Source organism: Pseudoalteromonas sp. KG3 (assembly GCF_030436385.1).
In the GTDB taxonomy this organism is placed as follows: Bacteria; Pseudomonadota; Gammaproteobacteria; order Enterobacterales; family Alteromonadaceae; genus Pseudoalteromonas; species Pseudoalteromonas prydzensis.
This window is the reverse complement of record NZ_CP098523.1, coordinates 3,569,960-3,592,994: the sequence shown is the minus strand read 5'-3', so window position 1 is coordinate 3,592,994 and position 23,035 is coordinate 3,569,960. Positions and strand designations below refer to the sequence as shown.

The window sequence follows — 23,035 nt, the reverse complement described above, 5'->3', positions numbered from 1 at the left end:
ATAAACACTTCGGCCTATTTATAAGGAAATGATCATGCGCAATTTGTTAATTCTATCTACTAGCTTGCTCTGCTCTACCAATGTACTTGCCAACATTGAAGAAATTACTATATACGGACATCGTACAGGACTTATTGGTGAGGCTATAAGTGCATCAAGTGGCGTGATTGGCCAAGGTGAAATAGAAAACCGACCAATGTTACGTAGCCTCGTTTGGGGTGCGTTATGATTACTTTGACGCTGATGTTGATAGTAATAACAGTGTTAATTCAGGCAGTGCCGATGATGACTTGGTCAGCTTTAAAGCCAGCTTAAATTATCTGTTTAATGACAACCTCGCCGGTTATGCCAATTGGGGGCAATCGTATCATTCAAATGATGCTCGCGGAGCCACGATTGTTCAAGATCCTGTTACCTTAGATGCCGCAGAAAAAGTAGACTTACTGGTTCAAAGTAATGGGGCTGAGCTGGGTCTGCGCTACTTTGATCAGCAACAGTTTAATTTATCTGCCGCCTTGTGGTGGCTAAGCTTAGATTCTGAATTACTGTTTGTGGGTGATGCAGGTAATACCGAGGCCAGTGATGCATCAAAACGTTACGGCTTAGAACTCAGTGCTTATTATTGGCTTAATGATGCCTTGAGCTTAGACGCTGAAGCCTCATTCACTCACTCTCGTTTAGATATCGATTCAAGTGACGATAGAATTGAAGGCGCGGTGCCTGTCGTCGCTAGCACTGGCATTAATTGGCATATAACGCAGCAATGGCAGTCTTCAGTACGTGTCCGTCATATTGGTAAGCGCATACTTAGTAGCGATGGTGATAAACGCTCAGAGCCACTTACAGTGGTAAATGGTTTAGTAAGTTATCAACAAACGCATTGGAAAGTCGGACTTGAGGTACTAAATATATTTGATAGTACTGATCACGATATTGACTACTTCTATGCATCACGCTTAGCTGGTGAGCCTGCAGAAGGGGTTGAAGATAATCACTTTCACCCGATTGAGCCGCGTACCATGCGCCTAAACTTCAGCCTGTTATTTTAATTTGCTGAAGTTTAACAAGTATTGAACTAAAAACGTCTCTGATCCGGTTTATACTTTAATAAGCAAACCGGATCTGGGGTTTTCCTAATTACGTATTTTGAATTTTTACTGCCACTTGCTATGGCATTTATGATTGGTGCGTTAGCTAAGCGCTCTGGTTTATGTATGGTAAAAGGTGTATCAGCCCTTATGGCTGGACGCCCAGCTTTGCTCAGTGCAATTTTAGTTTGCGGCTTAACATTTTGGTTTTTAATACCATTTTCAATTAACCCGCGCAACACGTTTGCACTGCCCCAGTATGGCGCTAGCTTATTGTTTTTTATTGGCGGGTTACTGTTTGGTTTAGGCGCGGGTTTTAATCAAGGTTGCAGTGTATCAACCCTTACCCGCCTTGCGCAACGTGACATTCGCATGCTAGCTACTGTATTCGGTTGGGCTGTAGGCTGGTTAATCTTTTCCAATGTATCGTTGGATTTATCGATTAGTTATCGAGTTACCAACTACTCACCATGTGCAATTTCTCCGTTGATATTCACACTTTGCGTCATTACTTTTATTACGTTTGTTATTCACCCGCAGCGACGAATTTTTCTGACTATTTTATTATTTGGTGCGATCAGCACCCTGCTGACTCAAATGAGTCCCGAGTGGTCACCTAGCCACTACTTGCAAGCACTTACATACACTATCAGTAACCCTAAACTTAGCTCATGGCCTACACTCAGTGAGCACTTAATCATTGTCTTGTTATTAACTGGTATGAGCTTTGGTAATAAACATTCTTTTATTGCCATCACTACAAAGCAATTTATCTATCATTGCAGCGCAGGAATATTAATGGGAATTGGCGCATCACTGGCGTTAGGAGGTAACGATGCACAAGTGCTATTTGCCATGCCAGCGCTTTCAAGCGGCGGCGTACTCGCCTGTTTAGGTATGATTGGCGGTATTATGCTCGCATTGAAACTGATGGCACTGCATCAACAGCGCCAGCGACAAGTAGCTAAATAATACCTTTAGCGTAACTTTGCAAATCAGTTAAATATTGCTGATATAAGCCACTACTGCTACTTTTTATTTTTTCAAACACAAAGTTATCAGCAAGATTCGCCATTGCGTGTTGTTTTTGTGTTGTTGATAAACTGCTTTGTGCGATGACTTTAAGCTCAGCCAATTTTACACGCTCATACTGCGTTAAACTTGGGTCACTGAGTAACACTTGCAACATATCAACAGCATTAAAAAATGAGCCGTTAAAGGCAAATGTTACGGCTTTGGCCACCGACGGTAACCACGGTTTATCAATGTACTCACCAATAATAGTAAACATCTCATTCGCTGTAGTTAGATCGCCGTTATGCACTGCGCTGCTACCTAAAATCAAATAAGCAATTAATTGATCTTTTGGGTAGCTGCTCTTCACTACGCTGAACATAGGATCATGTTTAATAATATCAGCCCGCTGCTTTGCTAAATCACGCCACCCTTGACTATAAAATGCCAGCGACTGCGCCGAGTACGCTAAATATTTAGCTCTGGCATTATCAGCTTTTTTATAAATAACAATAAGTAAAGTGTATCGTTTTCGCTAACATAGGTAAATTAATAGTTGAGCGACAAACCTAATGATTTAAATTGTTCAGTAAGTTCTTATACCAAACATATTTAATTTATGATCTATTTTAATTACCTTCTTTTTATGATCTAATACCCATACATTTGTCATTATCATTGAGTTTAGCTTGTCTACTATTCCTAACTTCCCGTATACCAGAGATGCCCGATTAAAAACGCGTTATGAAGTTATTCGCCTCTTTCTCGAAGTAAAAAATCGTACTGTTGTCGCCAAAACCACACGCGTTAGCCGTAGACTGGTCAATGAGTGGGTTACTGCATACTTATCCGATGGACTTAAAGCGCTTGATATTAAAAAACAATCAGGTCGCCCTTGTGGCTTAACATTAAAACAAAAGTGCCAGCTTAAAGATTATATCTGTGCGCACGCAGTGAAAGAAGAAGGTGGGAGGTTGATAGGTGAAGATATACGCAAATACATTTACGATACATTTGGTGTCCAATACAAACTCAATAATGTCTACCGTTTGATGTGTGAGCTTAATCTTTCATGGATAACGTCTCGTTCTAAACATCCTAAACAGTCAATTGAGGCACAAAAAGACTTTAAAAAATTTCCATTATAATACGATCATCACAATTCCAGGCCACGTGGCGCTTGATAGAGTGGATGTGTGGTTTCAAGATGAAGCGCGATTTGGGCAACAAAATACCACCTCAAAAATTTGGGCTAAAAAAGGCACTAGGCCACGTGTTGTGAAGCAACAGCAATTTCTATCCACTCATATTTTTGGTGCAGTATGCCCCGCAACAGGGCAAACAGAGGCGATTATAGCCCCTTATTTGAGTAAGGATATAATGAAACAACACTTACAACTCATTTCAGATGCTACGCCATGTGGACGGCACGCAGTGGTTATTGTTGATCGCGCAAGCTGGCATATGGGTAATGTTGGTGAAGGGATTAAAAATGTGTCGGTGATACCGTTGCCTCCTTATTCACCAGAACTTAATCCGGTTGAGCAAGTATGGGCATGGATGCGAAACAGAGAGTTATCTAATCGTACTTTTTCAGATTATGACGACATTGTGGAGCAAGTAAGTAGAGCGTGGAATGTGTTTCGTTCAAATATTACTAACGTTAAGCATATGTGCTTTAGAGCATGGACAAATTTAATCACTTAATAAATAGTATTGGTATTAGCACCGTTCGATTGGTAATTTTATAGTTAAAAGCGCGGGATAAACCCGAGCCTACGGTAAATTTCAGGCATAAAAAAACCGACTCTCGTCGGTTACTTCTTCTATTAATACCAAACACATTTAATTTATGATCTATTTTAATTACCTTCTTTTTATGATCTAATACCCATACATTTGTCATTATCATTGAGTTTAGCTTGTCTACTATTCCTAACTTCCCGTATACCAGAGATGCCCGATTAAAAACGCGTTATGAAGTTATTCGCCTCTTTCTCGAAGTAAAAAATCGTACTGTTGTCGCCAAAACCACACGCGTTAGCCGTAGACTGGTCAATGAGTGGGTTACTGCATACTTATCCGATGGACTTAAAGCGCTTGATATTAAAAAACAATCAGGTCGCCCTTGTGGCTTAACATTAAAACAAAAGTGCCAGCTTAAAGATTATATCTGTGCGCACGCAGTGAAAGAAGAAGGTGGGAGGTTGATAGGTGAAGATATACGCAAATACATTTACGATACATTTGGTGTCCAATACAAACTCAATAATGTCTACCGTTTGATGTGTGAGCTTAATCTTTCATGGATAACGTCTCGTTCTAAACATCCTAAACAGTCAATTGAGGCACAAAAAGACTTTAAAAAATTTCCATTATAATACGATCATCACAATTCCAGGCCACGTGGCGCTTGATAGAGTGGATGTGTGGTTTCAAGATGAAGCGCGATTTGGGCAACAAAATACCACCTCAAAAATTTGGGCTAAAAAAGGCACTAGGCCACGTGTTGTGAAGCAACAGCAATTTCTATCCACTCATATTTTTGGTGCAGTATGCCCCGCAACAGGGCAAACAGAGGCGATTATAGCCCCTTATTTGAGTAAGGATATAATGAAACAACACTTACAACTCATTTCAGATGCTACGCCATGTGGACGGCACGCAGTGGTTATTGTTGATCGCGCAAGCTGGCATATGGGTAATGTTGGTGAAGGGATTAAAAATGTGTCGGTGATACCGTTGCCTCCTTATTCACCAGAACTTAATCCGGTTGAGCAAGTATGGGCATGGATGCGAAACAGAGAGTTATCTAATCGTACTTTTTCAGATTATGACGACATTGTGGAGCAAGTAAGTAGAGCGTGGAATGTGTTTCGTTCAAATATTACTAACGTTAAGCATATGTGCTTTAGAGCATGGACAAATTTGATCACTTAATAAATAGTATTGGTATAACTTAAATAGTAATAGAAAGTGGTGGGCGCAGGAGGATTCGAACCTCCGACCGCTCGGTTCGTAGCCGAGTACTCTATCCAGCTGAGCTATGCGCCCACATTCTATTTTGATTTTAAAGTCTTACTTTGACTGACGTATTAAGCTAATTAATAACAAAGCTTATTACGGATTTTAAAGATAAAAAAACCGACCATGTGTCGGGCTCTTTATAAATTAACGCTAATAGAAAGTGGTGGGCGCAGGAGGATTCGAACCTCCGACCGCTCGGTTCGTAGCCGAGTACTCTATCCAGCTGAGCTATGCGCCCACATTCTATTTCGATTTTAATGTCTTATCTGACATATTAGTGTGCAATAACTAATTTTTACTGCTTATTCATACCCTAAGTAAGTGTCTAAAGTGGTGGGCGCAGGAGGATTCGAACCTCCGACCGCTCGGTTCGTAGCCGAGTACTCTATCCAGCTGAGCTATGCGCCCACTTTTGATTTACTTATTTAAACTCTAAGCAGAGTTTGTAAATATGGTGGGCGCAGGACGTATCTTCAAAGAGTGAACCTCCGACCGCATGGCTTTTAATACCAACCAATTTTACTTGTTTATTTATACTCTAAACAGAGTGTGTAAAGATGGTGGGCGCAGGACGTATCTTCAAAGAGTGAACCTCCGACCGCATGGCTTTTAATACCAACCAATTTTACTTGTTTATTTATACTCTAAACAGAGTGTGTAAAGATGGTGGGCGCAGGAGGATTCGAACCTCCGACCGCTCGGTTCGTAGCCGAGTACTCTATCCAGCTGAGCTATGCGCCCATTCTTTACGTTACAAGATAACCATTTATAAAATAAATGGCGGAGAAGGAGGGATTCGAACCCTCGATAGAGCTACAAACCCTATACTCCCTTAGCAGGGGAGCGCCTTCGGCCACTCGGCCACCTCTCCGTCTTGTGGGGCGTATAATAAAGATTTCAGAAAATATGTCAAACACTTTTCTTGTTTAAAGTGACTGTATGGTTAGAGAACGCCCATAAGCGCTAAAAAAGAATCAGTCTTGCTTGATAATTAATCATATTATGGAATTTTAACATCAGTAGAAACACCTAATACAGGTACCAATTCATCGCTTAATTGTTCGAGGTATTGATCTTGATAACCTAATTGCTGAAACTCGGCAATGCATGCTCGATAATAGGCTTCTCTTTGTTGCTCTGTGCTAAATGTGTTATTAGGTAACTCAGGTTTTTTATCTTTCATATAAAATCCGTTTATATAAGTCCTTTAGATTGGCATTTTATGAAAAAACAATGCTTTATTCTACTTTTTAACTCCCCTAGTTTAGCTAAACTTAAAAATAATGCTTGTTGATTTTTTACTTTTTTAGAATTAATTATTTATTACTAGGTAATTCAATACCTTAAATTAAAACTTCCGGATAACGATAATCCGTAATGTTGACATTGTTTATTGCAGATACAAAAACGCCGCTAAAAAAGAGCGGCGTTTTAAAAACAATTTTGTAGCGATAGACTTAGTCAGCTTGTGGACGCATATGCGGGAACAAGATAACATCTTTAATCGTTGATGAATCAGTAAACAACATAACCAGACGATCGATACCGATACCCTCACCCGCTGTTGGCGGTAAGCCATATTCTAAGGCGCGAATGTAATCTTCGTCGTAATGCATTGCTTCATCATCCCCTGCATCTTTCTCTTCAACTTGACGAGTAAAGCGCTCAGCTTGATCTTGTGCATCATTAAGCTCAGAGAAACCATTTGCAAGTTCACGACCACCAACAAAAAACTCAAAACGGTCAGTAACAAATGGGTTTTCGTCGTTACGACGAGCAAGTGGTGACACTTCCCACGGGTAACCAGTAATGAAAGTCGGTTGAATTAGCATGTGTTCTGCGGTTTCTTCAAAGATTTCACATAAAAACTTACCTGGGCCCCATACACAGTTTTCAGGAATTTTAACATGCACTTGTTTAGCGTACGCTTTTAATTCTTCAAAATGGTTTTCTGGGTCGTTGAATACAGCCGCATCAAACTCTGGGTTATATTTTAAGATCGCATCTGCCATGCTCAAACGCGTGAACGGTTGACCAAAGTCATACTCTACTGAGTCAACCACTTCACCGTTTTCATCTTTAGTGGTGTTAACCACAATTGGGCTGCCCAGTACGTTAGTAGCAACTGTACGTAGCATGTCTTCGGTGATATTCATCAAGTCAATGTAATCAGCGTATGCTTGGTAGAACTCAATCATAGTGAATTCTGGGTTGTGACGCGTTGATAACCCTTCGTTACGGAAGTTACGGTTAATTTCAAAGACGCGATCGAAGCCACCTACCACTAAACGTTTTAAGTAAAGCTCTGGTGCAATACGTAAGTACATATCAATATCAAGTGCATTGTGATGAGTCACGAATGGACGCGCAGATGCACCACCAGGAATTACCTGTAGCATTGGCGTTTCAACTTCCATAAAGTCACGATCAGCTAAGAAACGACGAATACCTTCAACCACTTGCGAGCGAATACGGAACGTTTCACGGGTTGCTTCGTTAGTGATCAAATCAACATAACGTTGACGATATTTAGTTTCTTGATCCGACAGACCATGGAATTTTTCAGGTAACGGACGTAGTGACTTAGTCAGTAATTGATACTCAGTCATTTCTACGTATAAATCGCCTTTTCCTGATTTATTAAGCGCACCTTTCACACCAATGATATCGCCAATGTCTAATTGACCGTATTTTTCTTTCAAGTCTTTTTGCGCATCTTTAGACGCATACGCTTGTACACGGCCTTTCATGTCCTGCACTACAAAGAATGGTCCGCGTTTAGCAAGGATACGACCCGCGATAGACACAACATGGTTAAGCTCTACTAATTCTTCTTTACTCTTATCACCAAACTCGGCCTGTAAGTCTGCCGTGTAATGCTCACGACGGAATTGATTTGGATGACCGTTGGCTGGGCAATTAGCGCGAATAGCGTCTAGTTTGCCACGACGCTCAGCGATTAACTTATTTTCGTCTTGGATTTGATCAGTCATTTTTTAGCTCTTTTTTAGCTTGGTGGTTATAGGCCAGATTTTAAGCTGGCTTCAATAAATTTATCTAAGTTACCGTCTAGTACCGATTGCGTATTACGGTTTTCAACACCGGTTCGTAAATCTTTAATACGTGAATCATCAAGTACGTATGAACGAATTTGACTCCCCCAACCAATATCAGATTTAGCGTCTTCTTGAGTTTGTTTTTCAGCATTTTGCTGTTGTAACTCAAGTTCAAATAACTTCGCTTTTAACTGTTTCATCGCTTGTGCTTTATTTTTATGCTGTGAACGTTCGTTCTGGCATTGCACTACGGTATTGGTTGGTACGTGAGTAATACGCACCGCTGATTCGGTGGTGTTAACGTGCTGACCACCGGCACCTGATGCACGGTATACATCAATACGTAAATCAGCCGGATTAATATCGATTTCGATATTATCGTCAATCTCCGGGTAAACAAATGCTGAAGCAAATGATGTATGGCGACGACCACTTGAGTCAAACGGGCTTTTGCGTACTAAGCGATGTACGCCTGTTTCTGTGCGTAACCAGCCATAGGCGTATTCGCCAACAAAGCGCACGGTTGCACCTTTAATGCCGGCAACATCACCGTCTGTCGCTTCTACCAACTCAACTTTAAAGCCTTTGGCTTCACCCCAGCGTAAATACATGCGTAATAACATGTTACACCAGTCTTGCGCTTCAGTGCCGCCAGAACCTGACTGTAAATCAAGGTACGCATCATTTGCGTCATGTGGGCCTGAAAACATCCGGCGAAACTCTAAACCTTCAAGTTGGCCATTGAGATCTTCAAGTTCACTTTGCGCTTCGATAAAGGTGTCTTCATCTTCAGCTTCTACGGCTAGTTCAACTAACCCTTCAACATCATCAGTACCCGTGACTAGGTTGTCAATCGTTTCAACAACCGCTTCTAATGCTGACTTTTCACGACCAAGCGCTTGCGCACGCTCTGGCTCATTCCATACGGCTGAATCTTCAAGTTCGGCGTTAACTTCTTCTAAACGTTCTTGTTTAAGAGCGTAGTCAAAGGTACCCCCGAAGCAATTCAGTACGTTCGCGAATTTCCTTGATTTGATTAATCACAGGATTCACTTCAAACATGTACCTTACTCCAAAATGGCTGATTACGAGCGTCAAATCGCCCATAAAATTCTTTAAATAGTAAAAACGCCCGATTTTAACAAAAAACCGTGCGTTTTATTAGTATTTTATGCACTGATAATAAATATTTTTTATGACACTTTTTGCAGCTCTCTGGCAATCAGCTGCAACGAAAACTTGCCTCGAAACTCATTGATATCGAGTTGGTAAGCTAGCTTGACAAAACGCGCCTCAGTATCTGGCCACGCACGCACATCCACACCAAAAGCAATGGCATCGACTAAGCGCCCTGAGCGATGCTTAAGCACTAATTTAAGATGTTTCTCCCCGACAATGCGTTGTTGTACTAGTTCAAAGGTGTGTTCAAAGACAGGTTCAGGAAATTGCTGCCCCCATGGACCTGCTTGTTTGAGTACATTTGCAAACTCCATACTGAAGCAATCATCAGCAAGCTCCCCATCAGTTAAAATAATACAGCGCTTATGTTCTTCGCTTAGCTGCGAACTAACGGCTTGTTCAAACTCACGTTTAAACTCGTTAAAGTGCTGCTCATTAATGCTCAGTCCCGCTGCCATAGCATGTCCGCCAAATTTGCTGATCAAATGCGGGTGCAAGGTATTTAAACGCTCGAGTAAATCCCGCATGTGCAAGCCTTCAATCGAGCGACAAGAGCCTTTAATTTCGCCATTATCACCACCAGCAAAAATTACGGTAGGTCGGTGGTACTTTTCTTTTAAGCGCCCCGCTAAAATACCTATCACCCCTTGGTGCCAATCATCTTGATATAAACAGATAGCATCAGGCGTTTGCTCATCGCTAAAGGCAAGCTTGTCTAATACCGCTTGCGCTTCTACTTGCATGCCCTGCTCTATTTCACGGCGCTCAACATTTAAACTATCTAGTTCACTGGCAATGCGCCTTGCTTGGTTAATATCTGTGGCGAGTAAGCAGGCTATACCTAAACTCATATCGTCTAATCGCCCTGCGGCATTTAGCCGCGGTGCCAATGAAAAACCAAAGTCGCTGGCACTTAAACGAGCGGCATTACGATTAGCCACTTCGATTAACGCGGTAATACCAGGGCGAGTTTTGCCACTGCGAATACGTGCTAAGCCTTGATGCACTAAAGTGCGGTTATTAGCATCTAATGCCACTACATCAGCAACCGTGCCAAGGGCCACAATATCGAGTAATTCAGCTAAGTTTGGCATTGGCTGCGAATTAAAGTAACCCGCATCTCGCAATGCACTTCTTAAAGCTATCAACAAATAAAACGCGACACCAACACCTGCAATTGATTTTGAAGGGAAGTCACAATCATGGCGGTTTGGGTTGACAATGGCATCAGCATTGGGAAGTTGTTCACCTTGCAAGTGGTGGTCAGTGACCAACACTTTAATGCCTGCGGCTTTTACTATCGCGATGCCAGCGATACAAGAAATGCCATTATCTACGGTGATCACGAGATCTGGCGCCATCGTCACTATTTGTTCGGCAAGCGCAGGGCTTAAACCATAGCCAAGGCTAAATCGATCTGGCACTAAATAATCTAAATGAGCAAAGCCAAACATCGCTAAACCTTGCATTAAGGTGGCCGTGCTGGTTGCGCCATCGGCATCAAAATCGCCAACAATCAGTACGTTGCTTTGCGTGTGTAATGCCTCTTGTAGTAAAGCGGTGGCTTTATCTATGTCTTTAAATAATTTGAAGTCGTGTAACGTCGCTGCGCTATTGTCCAGCTCATCAGCATGGTTTACTCGGCGGCTAGCATAAATTTGTTTAATAACTGGGTGTAAATGATTTGGTAGGTGTGAGTCATCACAATGATCACGGGCAACAATTAATTTCTTCATGCAGACGCGGTACTTTTAATTAAAGAATAAAGACAAAAAAAGGCCTTAACGGCCTTTTTATAAAAAACACATCGTTATGATGATTTATTCGCTTCTAATGCAGCGGCTAATGCTGCTGCTGGTTGATAACCTGGGATCAGCGTGCCATCTTCTAAAATAATCGCTGGTGTGCCACTAATACCAAAACTTTGTCCAAGCTGATAATGCTCTGCCACAGGTGCATGGCAGCCAGACATTACTTTAGTATCTGCTCCTGATTTAGCTGCAGTCATCGCTTCTTGCTGATCTTTAGCACACCATACATTAATTAAATCTGCATAGCCCGAGCCCTGTAAGCCACCACGTGGAAACGCTAAATACTTAACTGTAATACCCGCTTCAAGTAAGTCATCAATTTCACGATGTAATTTACGGCAATAACCACAACTAATGTCGGTAAACACGGTGATGCTATGTTTTTCATTTTTAGCTTTGTAGACAATCATTGAATCTTCGTATTTCGCTAAACCTTCTTTACGCACGCCGTTTAGCGCTTGCTCAGTCAAATTATTACGATTATTCAGATCAATCAAGGTGCCTTGCATTAAGTATTGACCATCTGCGCTTGCATAAAGCACCCCTTTATCGGTGATCAATTCTTTTAAACCTGCCACTGGGCTTGGGTTAATTTGCTTAACGGTAACGCCAAGCTCCGCAAATTTAGTGACAATGGGATCATTGGCATCAGGAATGGCTACTACGCCATTGGCAAACGCACTTAAACTGGTGCCTAACATTGCACCGGCTAATACTAACTTTTTCATAATTGTTCTCTTATATCCTGATAATTCTTAACTATTCAGACCGCCGAAGTACGAAAAAATTCTCACTAAGCGCGCGGATGATGTTGCTGATGTACCGATTTTAACCTTTCATTAGCAACATGAGTATAAATTTGTGTGGTTGATAAATCACTATGCCCTAACATCATCTGCACAACCCGGAGATCCGCACCATGATTTAATAAGTGTGTTGCAAACGCATGACGCAACGTATGGGGCGATAAAGGTGATTCAACTGCTGCCAAAATAGCATAGTGTTTAATACGATGCCAAAAAGTTTGTCGTGTCATGCCTACTCCACGCTTTGACGGAAACACAAAATCGGTGGCATGTTTGATCATTTGCGCACGGCCCACCTTTAAAAATTGCTCCAGCCAATACATGGCTTCTTCGCCAAGCGGCACTAAACGCTCTTTGTTGCCTTTACCTTTTACAAACACCACCGATTGACGCAAATTAATTTGCTCCATCCGCAGCCCTACTAATTCACTCACCCGCAATCCTGTGGCGTATAATAATTCGAGCATGGCTTTATCACGTAGCCCCATAGGCTCTTCAACATTCGGGGCTGCAAGTAATGCTTCCACTTCATTTTCAGACAAGGTTTTCGGCAGCGATTGCCCCGCTTTAGGTTGAGCAATATTCACCATTGGCGAATCGGTAATGTGTTTTTCGCGCACAAAGTACTGATAAAAACGCTTTAATGCGCTAATACTACGCGCGGTGCTGCGTGGCTTTAAACCTAAATCAACACGATGAGCTAAGTAACTTTCGATATCTTGAGCGCAGACCGTCAATAGATCTTGGCCTTCTAAAAATTGGCAAAATTTATCTAAATCACTACGATAGGCTGATAGCGTATTATCGCTTACGTGTTGTTCTAAATAGAGGTTATCTAAAAAAGACTCAAGGTAATCACTATTACTGAGTAATTCGTCGTGATCTGTATTGGCTGAGTCTAATGACTCATGATCAGGTAACGTGGTCACAGTTATTCTCATAGTTATCAAGGTATCAATTAATAATACCTTACGGTAAACTTCAGCCTATCATATCAGGCAAATACACAGTGATAAATACGATGCAAATTGGTTTATTTTATGGTTCTACCACATGCTATACAGAAATAGCGGCAGAAAAAATCCGCGATATTATCGGTCAAGACATTGTCAGCCTGCATAACATCAAAGATGAACCATTAAAAAACGCAGAGAATTACGACTTTATCATCTTTGGTATCTCGACATGGGATTTTGGTGAGTTACAGGAAGATTGGGAATCTATTTGGGATGACATTAAAGATGTTGACCTCAATGGCAAAACCATCGCTTTATTTGGCATGGGTGACCAACAAGGTTACGGCCAGTGGTTTCAGGATGCACTTGGCATGTTGCATGACGAAATAAGCGACCAACAATTTACTTTATTAGGATTGTGGCCGAACGACAGCACGTATGAATTTGAAGCCTCTAAAGCACTCACCGAAGACGGCAAACACTTTGTTGGTTTAGCGCTTGATGAAGACAGCCAATACGAACACAGTGATGAGCGAATAGCCAACTGGGTTGAACAAATCATGACCGAGTACAGCGAGACGCTATAAACCTCGCTGTAACTATAAGGCAACGAATGGCACAATTTACTTTGATCAATGGCGATGTCATCGAGTTCAGTAATAACATAGTAACGCCCCTGAACTGTGTAGGGAGCCAAAGCTGTGACCGACTTGGGCATATATTCTTTATACCTGATACGGTCGTGCCATTTATTAATGCAGGTAAACTCGCTAAAGATTTATTTAACGTATCAAAACTTGCTTTAGCAAAATACGATGATAGTAAAACGGTGCTTCCGGTACTCATCAAACACCAAAAGCCACTACAAGCAATTGATGGCTTAACAATCAAACGACAGTTCAAAATCATCTCCTTTAGTAGCGCCAATATTGAAAAATCCCAAGCAGCTAACGTGTTTAAAATATTACTAAATGACCCTGTGATAGAGCATATACAACTTGATGAAGTCTACTCGCTAAGTTAATTCGCAGTAAAAAGCGACCGAGTGGTCGCTTTAATCGTTAATTCAATATCATAAACCAAACACTATTTTTTCACTTTTCAGCATTCGCGCACTTAACAAGCTAAATACTGCACATAATACCAATGTGATTAGTGTTGATAACAATAACTGCGGAACTGGAATAGGATTACCTTTTATAAATTCCATCAGAGCAAATTGCTGCGCTGCTATCGGCAACCACTGCACCTTGTCTGTGGCAATATCATAAGTCGTTATCATGCTTAACGCCATCGGGATAAATAGCACCATAGTGACGTAAGATTGCGCTTCTTTAAATGACTTAGCCATAAACGATACAAACACTTGCAAACTTGCCGACATCAATGCAATCGGTAGACATATTGCAATGCTAAATAACATAAATGCAGGGGTAATAGTGATACTAAAGCCCATTTGCTGCCAAGGTACCATTGCATACGAAAACTTAGAGACCACTAAAATTACTACCAGTCCTAACATCGAAAACGTCGTGATAGCGCCAACTTTAGCAAGCACAATATGCAAACTATGTAATGGATGACTTAACAATAACGATAGCGAATTACGCTCTCGCTCGCCGGCACTGGTATCAATTGCTAAATTCATCGCCGCATAAAATAACGCTAAAATAAGCGTAAATGCCACAAAGCCTAAAATCATGCCACCTTTAGAATCAGGGGTTGCTTGATCATGCACTTCGATAGCGAGTGCACGCATCAAGTTTGGATCCACACCACGAGAAACTAATCGCAGACTGGCTATTTCAGAGCTATACAACGCCATTGCCTTTTCAACTTGGTTGATATGTTTGCGCAACTTATCATCTGACTTATCGGCAATAAGCGTTACCGTTGCTGGGCGACCTTCGCTCATCTTTTGTTGATAGTCTTCACTGATTGATAAGGTAATGGCTTTACGTTCGTCAGCGTCAGTGCTGGCAACAATATCACGGCTACTAAGGTGAGCAATAAGCCCTGGTGCTCGATTAGCATTTTCGATATTAATTTTTAGTGTTTCAGGCGATGCTAATTGTTGTAATAACACACTCATTAATAAGCAGATAGCGATTGGCGTACCTATCGCATAGTACAGCCCCGCCATTACCGAACGTTTATCACGGCTGGCATCCATCAGTTCCTTTTTAAATAACACTGTTAATAAATTAATCATGCTGCAATCCCCTCATCGCTGCCAATTAAAGCGACAAATGCTTCTTCTAATGTCTCTTTACCTGCTTGTTTACATAGCTCATCCACTGACCCTTGAGCAATCACTTGACCATTAGCCATGATCACCACTTGGTCACACAGTGCTGCAACTTCTTGCATAACATGCGATGAAAATAACACGCAGTGTCCTTGCGCTTTCAGTAACAGCAACAGCTCTCTTAATATACGGGTACTCATTACATCAAGGCCACGAGTTGGTTCATCTAAAATAATGTTTGATGGGTTATGAACCACGGCTTGCGCTAAGGCGGTTTTCATTCGTTGCCCTTGCGAAAAACCTTGGCAGCGGCGATCAGCAATATCATTCATAGCTAATTTATTTATTACATCTATTGTTGCTTGCTTAGCCTCTCTTGCGCTCAGGCCACTTAACTGGGCAAAAAAACTAATGTATTCCCTTGGTGTTAATCGTTCATATAAACCACACGGATCCGGGAACAAGCCAAGCTTTTGTTTTGCTGCCATCGGTTCTTTGGCAACATCAATGCCATCAATTTCAGCATACCCGCTATCTGCCTTTAACAGTCCAAACACGGTGCGCAAACAGGTGGTTTTACCTGCGCCATTAGGCCCTAGAAGGCCGGTGATCTTGCCGTTCTGTGCAGTAAAACTTAAACCATTTAGCGCATTAACGTCGCCAATTTTCTTACTTAGGTTGGTTACTTTAATCATCACTTACTCCTTGCTAGCTGCATCAGTTGAGTGGCTATTGGCAACGGCTACGCCGTTAATATTCATAAAAAACGGTTTATCATTTGACTCGTTAATACAGCTTGTATCAATGTCTTGCATACTTTGCTGATCGATAAATTTAGCAATGATTTTCGGCGCACAGGTTTGCGAGCCAACGCCATGGGTGGCTGTTGGTGCGACTAAGTGAGTGGCATTGGTCATCTCAACCATCGCAAGCTCAGCCCAACTTGCAGGTGTTGCAGGGTCTCGTCCACCAGAGAGAAGTAACGTTGGCGTGCTGGTTTTTAGCGGCTGATAAAATGCCTCGTCAACGGCTTTTACATTTAGAATTGGGCAGGCTATATCAAACCCTGCAATCATTGCTTTGCCCATATCAGCTTTACTATATTGAACGCGGGTTTGCGTTGTTAAACGTGGCCAATCTTCACCACAAACAATGGCATTATGCATGCCCATTGCTAAAGATTGTGTTAAATCAACATTCGCCATCATGCCAGCCAGTGGTGAATAGTCACCCCTTTGTGCTTTTTCAATAACCATTGGCACAATCGCGCGTTGTGCATGACTATAGAGTGCAAAGCGTATCGCGCTGTAAAACTTCATTTTAGTGATAGTAAAATCAATAAGGTCATTGGTACGTGGGTGTCTAACCTGTGTTTGTACAGGCTGTTGTTCAAGCTGCGTAAGCAATGAATTAAAGTTATTTTCTAAGTTAGGGTATTGCGCTGCGCACAAAGTATCAGCTGCACAACGCTTGAATAATGCAGCCAGTGAACCATCAACTGCTCCACCTATGGCAGCCAAACTTTGCTGCATTGGCACAACACCATCTAAGGTACTCGTTAACACAGCATTAGGAAATTGACGCATATATTCCTGCGCAATACGTGTGCCATACGACACCCCGTATAAATGAAAACCTTTATAACCTAATGCTTTACGTACCGCTTCAAAATCCTTTGCCGCAACAGGCGTAGTAAAATTGCTCAAATCAATATTGAGCTTTGCTTTACACTTTTGCGTATCTTCTGCCCCCATGGCTTGAAGGTCAGCGATCACATCATTAAAAGCAAACTGAGTTTTTAAATCATCACTTTCACATTGCAATTGATGTGAATAACCTGTGCCACGCTGATCAACCAGTACGATGTCTCGGGTTTCGCGGGCAAACCGTAAGTTATGATTAAACACTGCGGCTAAATCTATTGCGCCTTGCCCTGGGCCACCGGCAAAACCAAGCACCGCTTGATCAGGATGACTAGGCTTGATTGCTGGAATAACAGCAAAATGAATATCAATCTGGCCATCATTAGGATCATCCGATAAAGGTTGAGCAATGCTGCCACACATTAGTCTATCAGCCAGTCCTTCCATATAACATGGCGTCAGTTTTGGTTGGCTATTTTGATTGCTTTCTGCGTATAACGCAGTTGATGCAATTATTAAAATTGGCATCATCACTATATTTATCAGTCTATTAGAACAATTTGATATGCTATTCATCACTTTTCCCTTGTTTGCATTTTACACTTAATGTGATAACTTATTACTTAGTGTATCGGTGTATTAATGTATTAATACAGTAGAGAAAGAGTAATGCTAGAGTTTATTAATGTCAACCCCAATAGTGGCGATCCCATTTACAAGCAACTGCATGAGCAAATTGTGCGTTTAATTGTAGGTGGGCAAATAGCTGCGGGTGAAGAGCTACCATCTGTGAGAAAAATAGCGGATCACTTCGCAGTGAACCCTATGACCGTTTCTAGAGCTATTGGTCAATTAGTCGATCAAGGCTGGCTTGAGCGTCGTCGTGGCCAAGCAACCAGAGTGGCACAAAAAACAGCACAACACACTGATCAGCAAGAAACGTTACTTTTTAAAGCTATTGATCAACTTATTCAACAAGCCAAACAACTCGATGTACCGCAAGCATCGTTAGCCGAACTAATAAAAAAACGGTGGGAATTATAACAATGACACAACCACTTCTTAGCTATAAAAATATCTCTAAAAAATACAATCAACGCTGTGTGTTGAACAACATTAATCTTAATGTTGAGCCTGGTATGGTGATTGGCTTATTAGGTAAAAATGGTGCAGGTAAAACAACCTTATTACGCAGCGCCCTTGGGTTAATAACTCCAGATCAGGGTGAGATTCAGGTGCTAGGTGAATTAAGTAATCAACTCAGTGCCAGCAGTAAACAAAAAATTGGCTATGTGGCTCAGCAAACATTTGGTTATGAAGGTTTTAAAATTGCCGATGCATTGGCATTACACCGCAGCTTTTACCCCGACTGGGATATGCAATTAGAAACAAAATGGCTCGCGCGCTTTGAGTTAAACCCTAGTGATGCAATTAATGATCTATCAATCGGCCAGCGCCAAACTCTGGCCCTTATTATGGCCATGGCTTATAGACCACAATTGCTAATTTTAGACGAGCCAGCTGCTAGTTTAGACCCAATCGCTCGGCGCGAATTTATGAGCGATCTTTTCGACTTAGCATTAGATTCGGGCTCTGGAATTTTATTTTCATCGCATATCACCTCCGACATAGAACGTGTCGCCAGTCATATTGCACTAATAAAACAAGGCGAATTACTGTTACTCGACGAATTAGACGTCATTCGCGACACAGTTAGAAAAGTCACCTTTAAAGAACCGACTATCGATCTCAGCGCATACAAGGTACTGAACCGACAGCAAAATTGCGCCATCATTTATGGCTATACCGGTGAAGCTATAGTGGATGCTCTAGCAATCAATACACTGTCACTTGAGCAGCTGTTTGTGGAGTTACATGGATGATGCAAGTCAGTAAACGTCCTTGGTATCAGGGAGCTGTCAGTTTTTGGTTAAAAGATGTAGGCTCTGCCAGCTATTTTATCGCTGCAACTATCACCTCTTTTCTGTGCCTTATTGCTACTGGTATTGAAGAACTTATTACGTTAATGATCATGTTTGCAACTATCTGTATGTACAGTGCGATAGCGTGGCAAAGTATTCGCTTGCAAGCCACTGAATGGCAGAGTTTAGTTGTTGGTTACCGCGAGCATGTAATGTTTCAAGGTAAGGTATTCATTGTATTTAGTAACTTAATTTCTATCTTGAGTATCATAATTGCTGGCAATATCAATCTATTAGCAACGCTCACGCTGGCCAATCTGATTGGTCTTATTATCTGGTTTTTAAATCGCTCATTCAGTCATTTATTTACCTCTGTTTGCTATTTCAGCTTCTTTATCGCTACGTTAGTGTGTGTGCTAATAGAGCAACTTCCCGTTTGGTTAATACCTGTTAATATCATTGCTTATATTGCTATCGCGTTATTGCATAATCACTTTTCATCTGCCTATGTATGGCGCCCCGACTCGCTGAGCAATTATCGTAATGGTCTGCAATCTGGTTGGTCGCCAATTCCTAGTGGCTTTTTATCAAATTACGGCAGCTCGATTAATAAAGGGTTATTTCCTCTTAGCTACTTTGTTGGCTCTGGACTCTCTCAATACCTTATTTTGTTTACACTGTTATGTATTATCAGTGTAGTGGTGAACGTATCTTATAACATCACTGAGCAGGTCATTTTTGTTTTGACACTCTGTATCTTCGCGATTGTGACATTAAGTTTGTGGAGCAAAGTACAAAAGCAAAATTCATGGGAATTGTTATTTACGCTACCAATTTACAACACTAGCTACAGCGCAAAAATCGCACTTAGTCACAGTGTGTTAAAATTAGCAGCGCTCGTAGCTTTACTGTGTTTTAGCACAGCCGCAGCGCTTACTGTTGCTAATAAAGAGTTGTTACTAGTGAATGCTTTAAGTTACTCATTAGCCTGTGCTGCTGGTTTACTACTGAGTTTTGCTATTGGCAATATATGCAAAAATATAAACTTACTCAGTGTATTGTTATGTTTGTCTTTTGGCCTAAATATGGGCTTGGCAACTTATATGTTTGATCATGGCGACAGCTTAAGCAAACTCACCATGATGGGTATCTATACATTCGTAATGGCTGCGATAAACCGTTTAACCGTTAGATACTTATAACGAATAGCCCTATTATCTAAATAGGGCTTTCACACTCCACCGTAAAACTTCATTTATACGCTGCAACATGAGAATTCGCTTTTATATATTTGCTACGGTAATATCAAACAACAATTAGTTAACAATTGAAACTACCCCCTGAAGAGGAGCACGAAATGTTTAATGCTAGAGTAACATTGTCACTATGCTTTACTTGGTTGTTACTCTGCAGCACGAGCAACGTATTGGCAGTGCCAATGAAGTCAACCCTCGATACAAAAAGCATAGCAATAAGTGCGGGTGAATGGCCGCCATTTTTAAGTGAATCTCTACCCTATCAAGGTGTTGCGGCCCACCTTATCAAGGATATTTTTAACGAGGCGGGGATCCAAGTTCACTTCACCTTTTTACCATGGGGTCGTGCTTATCATGACACGTACAACGGCAAATATGCGGCAACTGCGGTTTGGATGCATAGCAAAGAAAGGGTAAACAACTACAACTATAGCGATGCGCTGCTCAGTGAAAAGTTTGTGTTTTTTTATAAAAAAGATAACCATTTTGAATGGCACAACTTTAATGATCTACGTGGCCTGATAATAGGTGGAGGATTGAGTTACAGTTATGGGCCAAAATTCGATAAAGCCGTGGCAGAGGGCATATTCGATCTCTCGCAAGTAAGTAGTACAGAGCAAAACTTTCGTCGCTTATCAGCAGGTCGTATTGATGCGTTTGCTGAAGAAATAAATATTGGTTACCACACCCTTTACAATCAACACCCTGAACTTGCTGATACGATTACCCACCACCCACACCCCATACTGCTCAATAACAGTTTTTTATTATTCCCCAATAATGCTGAGCAAAGTGAAGAGCTGCTGCAAATATTTAATTTGCACTTAAAGCAGTTTAGACAAGATGGTCGTTACCAAGCGTACTTCAAAGGCTTAGAACAAGGCGATTACCGGCTTAGCAAACCTAGCATGCAGTAATATAAATAAAAAAACGGCCTAATTGGCCGTTTTGGTGCTTAAACAAACTATTAAGAACTATAGTGAGAAAGTACGGCCTATAGACAGTACAATACGCTCATCGGCAGTATCTATATCTAAGCTGGTATTTTCTGCAGCAACCTCAATATCAAAGCCTTCAAAGCTAGTCTGATATGCTAAACGATAATGATTGTATGACTTACCATCGGTATCCCATGCAAATTTGTCGCCATCGAGTGAATTAGAAATATCAAAACTAGCGCGCAGTGCATGATTTGGCGCAAGTTCAATCGTATGTGCAACCATAGAGATCACATGGCCTGCACCTGTACCAAAGTAATCCCAGCTGTACCAAAAGTTAAGCTCGGTTTGGCCCAATTCACTGACATAACCAAATTTTGTGTAGGCTTCAAAATAATTACCATCGCTTGAATTACTTTGCCCATGATAGCTGTAATACGCTAAACCATAATCAACGCTAAATGCATCGTTTAACTGCGCGTAACGGCCAAAATAAGCATCCCATTCAATATTAGTATCATCACCAAAATCCACATTTGATGCCCACGTGCCGGCGTACATACCCGACTCACCAAATGAATAATCAAGGCTACCTTGAATTGCAGGATCATTGTTGGTTTGACTCACACCGTTAAAGGTATAGTCAGATACCCCCGTGATGGTCGTTGACCAGTCAGCTAGTGCAGATGCCGAAAAAAGTGCCATTGGCAGTGCAACTGCAAGTAATGTTTTTTGTGTTGTCATGTTAATTCCTTAGCTTACTGATTCAATTTTTGCATAGTCAATTTTGTTATCTTTTGGCGAGCTATCAATGTTGCTCACTGTTTTAAACTTGCTGTATGCAATATATGCTGCGCAACCAAAAAACAAGCCAATTACCAGTGCCCCAACCCATTGTATTTGTAAAAAGTTTAGTTTAAATAACAAAGTTAACAATGAAAGAGCCACTATATTTAGTGCAATATAGTTAAATTTACCTAATCGCTTAACGGTGATATTCATATTGTCAGTGTATAAACGGATCAGCGAATCAAGTGAATTGATCACAAACACCACCCCAACAAATACCATGGCGATATTTTTAATACCTTGCGTTGGTAAACCCGCTTCGTGATATTGATAAAGCACGCTAAACCAAATCGCAATTGGGATTGACGGGAAAATAAGCATCGCGCCCAATACCTGATAAGTTTTTAAGCCACCCACAAAACGAGAGGTAAACTGACCAATCATAATGCTCCACGCAAACCACCAAAATAAGTAAAACTCATGGTAATCATTAAGCGGTAAAACAAACTCATTAATGTTGCCAAAGTAATTACCAATAGATGCAAGGTTATTAGTAAAGTCAGACACTTGCCCGCTTTCCCCCATAAACGCACCAACCCACATAAAGCCAATTAAGGCAATGAATAGCCAAGTCGTTGCGATACTTAAAAAGCGTACATATTTAATATCCGTGCTGGAATACACAGCAAAGCAAATCGCTGCAAAGACGATTAAATAAAACGAAGGAATGAGCGATTCGCCATCGCCGAGACTCGGCAAGTACCAAGGTAAGTTAGACAGCAATAAAAAAGCAGTAAATGCACAAGTACCAATAATAACAACGTTATTGATTAATTTAACCCAAGGAATTTCAAAAAATTTCACTTTAGGTTCTATTACACAGAAATAAAAGCACGTGAGGAAATAAAATCCCCAGATCAGAAAGCCCCAATAACCAAACTCAATGGCCAATGGATTGGCAAATGCATACTCTGGGCTTGCTTTTATGTCTGCATAACCTGCAAACTCAGTCAATGGAAACATGATCAAGCCAACGTCTAAGCCTGATGTAAATAAGATTGCGATAAAGGTAAATGTTCTAACTGGTGTGACTCCTACACACCTTACATTGCCCCATTTTACTAAAATTGCGATAATTGCCAGTAGGGTAAAAATAATGCCAGCACTAAGCCATATGGTCATAATTTGCTCCCCAAAATAAATGATAATACGTCATTCTTTCTCCGTGTTTTTAACCTCGCATTAACGCACCACAAACAACTCATGATGCGCGCCACTGCAAGCCCCGAGACACAACATATG

The 23,035-nt window shown here is 41.2% G+C and carries 25 protein-coding genes and 5 tRNA genes; 13 read left to right on the top strand and 17 right to left on the bottom strand.

Annotation, left to right across the window (positions count from 1 at the left end; all coding sequences use genetic code 11):
• Nucleotides 1-34: 34 nt before the first annotated feature.
• From NDQ71_RS16895 to NDQ71_RS16885, 3 genes are all read left to right on the top strand, one after another.
• Nucleotides 35-229 (top strand): hypothetical protein, encoded by a 195-nt coding sequence (locus NDQ71_RS16895; protein ID WP_301561893.1) that lies wholly within the window; start codon nucleotides 35-37, stop codon nucleotides 227-229.
• On the top strand, nucleotides 219-1,049 hold the full coding sequence (locus NDQ71_RS16890; protein WP_301561892.1) for a TonB-dependent receptor: 831 nt from the start codon (nucleotides 219-221) through the stop codon (nucleotides 1,047-1,049). The genes NDQ71_RS16895 and NDQ71_RS16890 overlap by 11 nt, the downstream gene beginning before the upstream one ends.
• Nucleotides 1,050-1,169: 120 nt before the next feature.
• A complete protein-coding gene (locus tag NDQ71_RS16885; protein WP_192543093.1) occupies nucleotides 1,170-2,060 on the top strand; it encodes a YeeE/YedE thiosulfate transporter family protein in 891 nt (296 codons plus the stop codon).
• Here NDQ71_RS16885 and NDQ71_RS16880 read toward each other — a convergent pair.
• On the bottom strand, nucleotides 2,053-2,484 hold the full coding sequence (locus tag NDQ71_RS16880) for a hypothetical protein (RefSeq protein WP_192543092.1): 432 nt from the start codon (nucleotides 2,482-2,484) through the stop codon (nucleotides 2,053-2,055). The genes NDQ71_RS16885 and NDQ71_RS16880 overlap by 8 nt on opposite strands.
• A gap of 307 nt (nucleotides 2,485-2,791) precedes the next feature.
• Here NDQ71_RS16880 and NDQ71_RS16875 point away from each other — a divergent pair, with 307 nt between their 5' ends.
• The 4 genes from NDQ71_RS16875 (at nucleotide 2,792) to NDQ71_RS16860 (ending at nucleotide 5,042) form a co-directional block, all read left to right on the top strand.
• Nucleotides 2,792-3,250 (top strand): winged helix-turn-helix domain-containing protein, encoded by a 459-nt coding sequence (locus tag NDQ71_RS16875; RefSeq protein WP_301561660.1) that lies wholly within the window; start codon nucleotides 2,792-2,794, stop codon nucleotides 3,248-3,250.
• A 25-nt stretch (nucleotides 3,251-3,275) separates the two neighbouring features.
• Entirely contained in the window at nucleotides 3,276-3,809 is a 534-nt protein-coding gene (locus NDQ71_RS16870; protein ID WP_301561659.1) for an IS630 family transposase, read from the top strand.
• A 215-nt stretch (nucleotides 3,810-4,024) separates the two neighbouring features.
• Complete coding sequence (locus NDQ71_RS16865; RefSeq protein ID WP_301561660.1) at nucleotides 4,025-4,483, top strand: winged helix-turn-helix domain-containing protein; 459 nt, start codon at nucleotides 4,025-4,027, stop codon at nucleotides 4,481-4,483.
• Nucleotides 4,484-4,508: 25 nt separating this feature from the next.
• The gene (locus tag NDQ71_RS16860) at nucleotides 4,509-5,042 is read left to right on the top strand and encodes an IS630 family transposase (protein WP_301561659.1); all 534 of its coding nucleotides are present in this window, start codon (nucleotides 4,509-4,511) and stop codon (nucleotides 5,040-5,042) included.
• Between the two features lie 37 nt (nucleotides 5,043-5,079).
• Here NDQ71_RS16860 and NDQ71_RS16855 read toward each other — a convergent pair.
• The 11 genes from NDQ71_RS16855 to xerD all read right to left on the bottom strand — a co-directional run bounded on the left by NDQ71_RS16855 (nucleotide 5,080) and on the right by xerD (nucleotide 12,922).
• A tRNA-Arg gene (locus NDQ71_RS16855) sits at nucleotides 5,080-5,156 on the bottom strand.
• A gap of 134 nt (nucleotides 5,157-5,290) precedes the next feature.
• A tRNA-Arg gene (locus NDQ71_RS16850) sits at nucleotides 5,291-5,367 on the bottom strand.
• A 93-nt stretch (nucleotides 5,368-5,460) separates the two neighbouring features.
• Nucleotides 5,461-5,537 (bottom strand) — tRNA-Arg (locus NDQ71_RS16845).
• A gap of 256 nt (nucleotides 5,538-5,793) precedes the next feature.
• Nucleotides 5,794-5,870: transfer RNA gene (locus NDQ71_RS16840), tRNA-Arg, on the bottom strand.
• A gap of 37 nt (nucleotides 5,871-5,907) precedes the next feature.
• A tRNA-Ser gene (locus NDQ71_RS16835) sits at nucleotides 5,908-6,000 on the bottom strand.
• 129 nt (nucleotides 6,001-6,129) lie between these two features.
• On the bottom strand, nucleotides 6,130-6,312 hold the full coding sequence (locus NDQ71_RS16830; protein WP_064665759.1) for a hypothetical protein: 183 nt from the start codon (nucleotides 6,310-6,312) through the stop codon (nucleotides 6,130-6,132).
• 274 nt (nucleotides 6,313-6,586) lie between these two features.
• The gene (lysS, locus tag NDQ71_RS16825) at nucleotides 6,587-8,122 is read right to left on the bottom strand and encodes a lysine--tRNA ligase (protein WP_192542844.1); all 1,536 of its coding nucleotides are present in this window, start codon (nucleotides 8,120-8,122) and stop codon (nucleotides 6,587-6,589) included.
• A gap of 26 nt (nucleotides 8,123-8,148) precedes the next feature.
• Nucleotides 8,149-9,247, bottom strand: a protein-coding gene (prfB, locus tag NDQ71_RS16820; protein WP_192542845.1) for a peptide chain release factor 2 whose coding sequence is annotated in 2 segments (ribosomal slippage) — nucleotides 8,149-9,171 and nucleotides 9,173-9,247 — 1,098 coding nt in all. Because the reading frame shifts where the segments join, the coding sequence is not laid out codon by codon here.
• Nucleotides 9,248-9,378: 131 nt separating this feature from the next.
• The gene (gene recJ / locus NDQ71_RS16815) at nucleotides 9,379-11,100 is read right to left on the bottom strand and encodes a single-stranded-DNA-specific exonuclease RecJ (RefSeq protein WP_192542846.1); all 1,722 of its coding nucleotides are present in this window, start codon (nucleotides 11,098-11,100) and stop codon (nucleotides 9,379-9,381) included.
• 74 nt (nucleotides 11,101-11,174) lie between these two features.
• Nucleotides 11,175-11,903, bottom strand: coding sequence for a bifunctional protein-disulfide isomerase/oxidoreductase DsbC (gene dsbC, locus NDQ71_RS16810; protein ID WP_192542847.1), 729 nt, complete (start codon nucleotides 11,901-11,903; stop codon nucleotides 11,175-11,177).
• A 65-nt stretch (nucleotides 11,904-11,968) separates the two neighbouring features.
• The gene (xerD, locus tag NDQ71_RS16805) at nucleotides 11,969-12,922 is read right to left on the bottom strand and encodes a site-specific tyrosine recombinase XerD (RefSeq protein WP_225736748.1); all 954 of its coding nucleotides are present in this window, start codon (nucleotides 12,920-12,922) and stop codon (nucleotides 11,969-11,971) included.
• 80 nt (nucleotides 12,923-13,002) lie between these two features.
• Between xerD and fldB the strand changes: the two genes are divergently transcribed.
• Together fldB and NDQ71_RS16795 are read left to right on the top strand one after the other, a co-directional pair.
• Nucleotides 13,003-13,524, top strand: a complete 522-nt coding sequence (fldB, locus tag NDQ71_RS16800) for a flavodoxin FldB (RefSeq protein ID WP_192542858.1) — start codon at nucleotides 13,003-13,005, stop codon at nucleotides 13,522-13,524.
• 26 nt (nucleotides 13,525-13,550) lie between these two features.
• Complete coding sequence (locus NDQ71_RS16795) at nucleotides 13,551-13,961, top strand: hypothetical protein (protein WP_192542849.1); 411 nt, start codon at nucleotides 13,551-13,553, stop codon at nucleotides 13,959-13,961.
• Between the two features lie 48 nt (nucleotides 13,962-14,009).
• Here NDQ71_RS16795 and NDQ71_RS16790 read toward each other — a convergent pair whose 3' ends face one another.
• The 3 genes from NDQ71_RS16790 to NDQ71_RS16780 are packed head-to-tail and all read right to left on the bottom strand — an operon-like array spanning nucleotide 14,010 to nucleotide 17,404.
• Nucleotides 14,010-15,149, bottom strand: a complete 1,140-nt coding sequence (locus tag NDQ71_RS16790; protein WP_192542850.1) for an ABC transporter permease — start codon at nucleotides 15,147-15,149, stop codon at nucleotides 14,010-14,012.
• Nucleotides 15,146-15,880 (bottom strand): ATP-binding cassette domain-containing protein, encoded by a 735-nt coding sequence (locus tag NDQ71_RS16785; RefSeq protein ID WP_192542851.1) that lies wholly within the window; start codon nucleotides 15,878-15,880, stop codon nucleotides 15,146-15,148. Before NDQ71_RS16785 ends, NDQ71_RS16790 begins: the two co-directional genes overlap by 4 nt.
• 3 nt (nucleotides 15,881-15,883) lie before the next feature.
• Nucleotides 15,884-17,404, bottom strand: coding sequence for an alpha/beta fold hydrolase (locus NDQ71_RS16780; protein WP_192542852.1), 1,521 nt, complete (start codon nucleotides 17,402-17,404; stop codon nucleotides 15,884-15,886).
• Between the two features lie 93 nt (nucleotides 17,405-17,497).
• Between NDQ71_RS16780 and NDQ71_RS16775 the strand changes: the two genes are divergently transcribed.
• The 4 genes from NDQ71_RS16775 (at nucleotide 17,498) to NDQ71_RS16760 (ending at nucleotide 20,923) form a co-directional block, all read left to right on the top strand.
• Complete coding sequence (locus NDQ71_RS16775) at nucleotides 17,498-17,872, top strand: GntR family transcriptional regulator (protein ID WP_064665747.1); 375 nt, start codon at nucleotides 17,498-17,500, stop codon at nucleotides 17,870-17,872.
• Between the two features lie 2 nt (nucleotides 17,873-17,874).
• Nucleotides 17,875-18,711, top strand: coding sequence for an ABC transporter ATP-binding protein (locus tag NDQ71_RS16770; protein ID WP_192542853.1), 837 nt, complete (start codon nucleotides 17,875-17,877; stop codon nucleotides 18,709-18,711).
• On the top strand, nucleotides 18,708-19,952 hold the full coding sequence (locus tag NDQ71_RS16765; protein ID WP_301561891.1) for a hypothetical protein: 1,245 nt from the start codon (nucleotides 18,708-18,710) through the stop codon (nucleotides 19,950-19,952). Before NDQ71_RS16770 ends, NDQ71_RS16765 begins: the two co-directional genes overlap by 4 nt.
• 155 nt (nucleotides 19,953-20,107) lie before the next feature.
• Nucleotides 20,108-20,923, top strand: a complete 816-nt coding sequence (locus NDQ71_RS16760) for an ABC transporter substrate-binding protein (RefSeq protein WP_301561890.1) — start codon at nucleotides 20,108-20,110, stop codon at nucleotides 20,921-20,923.
• A gap of 57 nt (nucleotides 20,924-20,980) precedes the next feature.
• Here NDQ71_RS16760 and NDQ71_RS16755 read toward each other — a convergent pair whose 3' ends face one another.
• Both NDQ71_RS16755 and NDQ71_RS16750 read right to left on the bottom strand, forming a co-directional pair.
• Complete coding sequence (locus NDQ71_RS16755) at nucleotides 20,981-21,688, bottom strand: TorF family putative porin (RefSeq protein ID WP_192542856.1); 708 nt, start codon at nucleotides 21,686-21,688, stop codon at nucleotides 20,981-20,983.
• 9 nt (nucleotides 21,689-21,697) lie between these two features.
• The gene (locus NDQ71_RS16750) at nucleotides 21,698-22,915 is read right to left on the bottom strand and encodes a BCCT family transporter (RefSeq protein ID WP_301561889.1); all 1,218 of its coding nucleotides are present in this window, start codon (nucleotides 22,913-22,915) and stop codon (nucleotides 21,698-21,700) included.
• Nucleotides 22,916-23,035 lie beyond the last annotated feature (120 nt).